Consider the following 3,579-nt stretch of genomic DNA (forward strand, 5'->3'; position numbering starts at 1 on the left):
GTTTTGACGTCGAGGCGGCGCGCTTCGGCATCTATCGGCCGCCGCTGCGCTCCGAGGCTTGGCTGCAGCGCTGGCGCTGGGTCGACGGCATCGGCTCGCGCTGGTGGCCGGTGCTGGGCGCCGTCTATTTCATCCAGGCGGTCAAGCGCGTGCACGGCATGCGCATGATCGGCCTGGCCAAGAACTCGCGTGCAGCGGCAAAAAAGGCGCCCGCCGTCGCGCTGAACAACCATCACAAAAAAGAATGACCGAACCGACCCCCAAGCCCACCACCCTCATCAAGCGCCCGCAGGTCACCATCTATACCGACGGCGCTTGCAAGGGCAACCCCGGCCCTGGCGGCTGGGGTGCCTGGCTGAGCAGCGGCGGCCACGACAAGGAGCTCTTCGGCGGCGAGCGCGAGACGACCAACAACCGCATGGAGCTGACCGCGCCCATCGAGGCCCTGGCCTCGCTCAAGCGCAGCTGCGACGTCGTCGTCTACCTGGACAGCGAATACGTGCGCAAGGGCATCACCGAATGGATCATCAACTGGCAGCGCCGTGGCTGGAAGACGGCCGACGGCAAGCCGGTCAAGAACGCCGACCTCTGGCAGCGGCTGGACGCGCTGCGCAAGTTGCATACGGTCGACTGGCGCTGGGTCAAGGGCCATGCGGGCGACCCCGGCAACGAGCGCGCGGACATGCTCGCAAACAAGGGTGTCGCCTCCCTCAGTAAAGTCCGCGCCACCTAAGACAGAAACCGCCTCATGAAGCTGCTGCCCTTGCTGTTCGCGCTGTGTGTTGCCGGCGCTGTCCAGGCCCAGACCTACACCGTGGTGTGTGCCAAGACCGCCTGCGGTCACCTCAAGGTCACCGAAACGGCCACCCGCCTCGAGACCGACTACAGCTACCGCAACAACGGCCGCGGGCCCGACCAGAAGGAGGTGCTGGAACTGGCCGCAGACGGCACTTGGGCGGCCTACCGCACCGAGGGCGTCTCAACCTACGGCGCGCGCATCGACGAAAGCTTCGAGCTCAAGGACGGCCGTGCCAGCTGGCGCTCGCCCGTGGACCGCGGCGACAAGCCCGGCGTGGGCCGCGATCTCGTCTATCTGCCCGTGCAGGCCAGCCCGGCCTGGGCCGGCCGCCTGGCGCGCACCCTGCTGCAGCGCTCCGACCACCGCGCGGCCGCGTTGCCGGTGGGCCAGATCAGCATCGAGCGCGTGCAGACGCTCAAGCCGGCCGGTGCCAGCTTCGAGGTTGGCCTGTACGCCATCGACGGCCTGGACCTCGATCCCAGCTACCTCTGGCTGCGCGAGGACAACCAGGCGCTGTTCGCCCAGGTCTCGCCGGGCTGGGGCGGCACGCTGCTGCAGGGCTTCGAGGCCGAGATGGACCGGCTGTCCGACGTGCAGAAGGCTGCTCAGCTGGCGCGGCTGGAGCGCCTGGCCAAGACCCTGCCCAAGCCGCTGCCCGGCTTGACCGTCATCGAAGGCGTGYGCTGGTTCGACTCGCAGGCCGCCGTGCTGCGCGGGCCGTCCGATGTCTACCTGCTCGAGGGGCGCATCGCGGCAATAGCCAAGCCCGGCAGCCTGAAGAACGCCGAGCCGGCCCAGCGCATCAGCGGCAAGGGCCGCACCCTGCTGCCGGGCTTCATCGACATGCACTCCCACCTGGACGCCAGCGCGCTGCTGCTGAACCTGGCCGCGGGCGTGACGGCCGTGCGCGATGTCGGCAACAGCAATGCCGACCTGGCCGAACTGAAAGGCCGCATCGAGCGCGGCGAGGTGCTGGGCCCACGCATCGCGGCCAATGGCTTCATCGAGGGCAAGAGCCCGTTCTCTTCGCAGTCCGACTTCGTGGCCGACAACCTGGACGAGGCCCTGGCCGCCATCGACTGGTACGCCGCCCACGGCTACCGCCAGCTCAAGCTCTACAACTCCATCCGCCCCGAGTGGGTCAAGCCCATGGTGGCGCATGCGCGCTCGCTGGGCCTGCGCACCGGCGGCCATGTGCCGGCCTTCATGACGGCGCGCCAGGCGGTCGAGGCGGGCTACGACGAGCTGCACCACATCAACCAGGTCACGCTGAACTTCCTGGTCAGCAAGGGCGACGACACGCGCACCCTGCTGCGTTTCAACCTGCCCGGCGACAAGGCGGCCGACCTCAAGCTCAATGACCGCCGCACGCAGGACTTCCTGGCCCTGCTGAAGAAGAAGGGCACGGTCGTCGATGCGACGATGACGGCCTTCGAGGCCCAGTACACGCAGCGCCAGGGGCAGCCCAATCCCAGCTATGCGATGGTGTCCGCGAACTGGCCGGCTGTGCTGCAGCGCAGCTATCTGTCGGCCGAAGTCGACATGGACGACACCAAGGCCCGGCGCTGGGGCGCGAGCTGGAAGGTCATGATGGACTTGCTGCGCCGCATGCACGCGGCCGGCATCCCGCTGGTGGCGGGTACGGACGCAACGCCCGGCTTTGCGCTGCAGCGCGAGCTGGAGCTCTACGTGCAGGCCGGCATCCCCGCCGCGCAGGCGCTGAAGATCGCGACCTGGAACGGCGCCAGATACAGCGACCGCCTGAGCGAGATTGGCAGCATCGAGCGCGGCAAGCGCGCCGACCTCGTGCTGATCGACGGCGACCCGGTGGCCGACATCCGCGCCATCCGGCGCATTGCGCTGGTCATCAAGGGCGAGCAAGCGCTGTCGCCCTCGGCCCTCTACCAATCCATGGGCATCCTGCCCTTCGTGCCCGCCGCGGAGATCATCAAGTGAAGCCGGAATTGAAGCGATTGGCCGCACTGCTGCTGGCCCTGCCGCTGATCGCCCAGGCCGACACGACGCTGCGCTTCTGCGCCGCCGGCAGCCCCAAGACCTTCGACCCGGCGATGACCGACAGCGGCATCGACCATGTCGCCCACATGCCCATCTTCAGCAACCTCATCGAGGTCAAGCGCGGCACGGATCAATTGATTCCTGGCCTGGCAACGAGCTGGAGCATCAGCCCCGATGGCCTGGCCTACACCTTCGAGCTGCGCCGAGGCGTGACCTGGCATACCGTCGAAGGCTTCAAGCCGACGCGCGAGTTCAATGCCGACGACGTCATCTTCACCTTCGGCCGCCTGCTGAGCCGCGACAGCGCCTTCGCCAAGGCCCTGCCCAGCGTGTCGCCCTATGTGATGTCCTTCGGCTGGGAAAAACTCATCGCCAAGGTTGAGAAGCTGGGCGACCACCAGGTGCGCATCACGCTGGCCGAGCGCGACGCGTCCTTCCTGTCGGCGCTGAGCTTCGCCTTCACGATGATCCAGTCGGCCGAGCTGGGTGCCCAGCTGCTCAAGGCCGGCACGCCGCAGCGCATCACGCAGATGCCCGTCGGCACCGGGCCCTTCCAGTTCAAGAGCTTTCGCGCCGACAGTGTCATCCGCTACGTGAAGCACCAGACGTGGTGGCGCAAGGACGAGAGGCCGCGCGCCGACCAGCTCGTCTTCGCGATCACGACCGATGCCAGCGTGCGCGCCCAGCGCCTCAAGCGCGACGAATGCGACATCGCCTACCCGGTCGGCCCGGCCGAGCTGGACGAGTTGAAGAAGGACCCCAAC

The 3,579-nt window shown here is 67.9% G+C and carries 3 protein-coding genes and 1 pseudogene; all 4 read left to right on the forward strand.

Features of this window, described 5'->3' with window-relative positions:
- A pseudogene (locus ACXJKR_RS27345) lies at positions 1 to 248 on the forward strand (SAM-dependent methyltransferase); the annotation flags it as partial.
- On the forward strand, positions 245 to 733 hold the full coding sequence (gene rnhA / locus ACXJKR_RS27350; protein WP_056198020.1) for a ribonuclease HI: 489 nt from the start codon (positions 245 to 247) through the stop codon (positions 731 to 733). The pseudogene ACXJKR_RS27345 and the gene rnhA, both read left to right, overlap by 4 nt.
- A 15-nt stretch (positions 734 to 748) precedes the next feature.
- Entirely contained in the window at positions 749 to 2,755 is a 2,007-nt protein-coding gene (locus tag ACXJKR_RS27355; RefSeq protein ID WP_457325507.1) for an amidohydrolase family protein, read from the forward strand.
- On the forward strand, positions 2,752 to 3,579 hold an 828-nt coding region (locus tag ACXJKR_RS27360), incomplete at its 3' end, for an ABC transporter substrate-binding protein (protein WP_457325508.1). The genes ACXJKR_RS27355 and ACXJKR_RS27360, both read left to right, overlap by 4 nt.

It is taken from the genome of Roseateles sp. P5_E11, from assembly GCF_054049355.1.

Excerpts from the sequence above, each read along its gene's own strand:
- rnhA (WP_056198020.1), top strand. The coding sequence starts at position 245 with ATGACCGAACCGACCCCCAAGCCCACCACCCTCATCAAGCGCCCGCAG.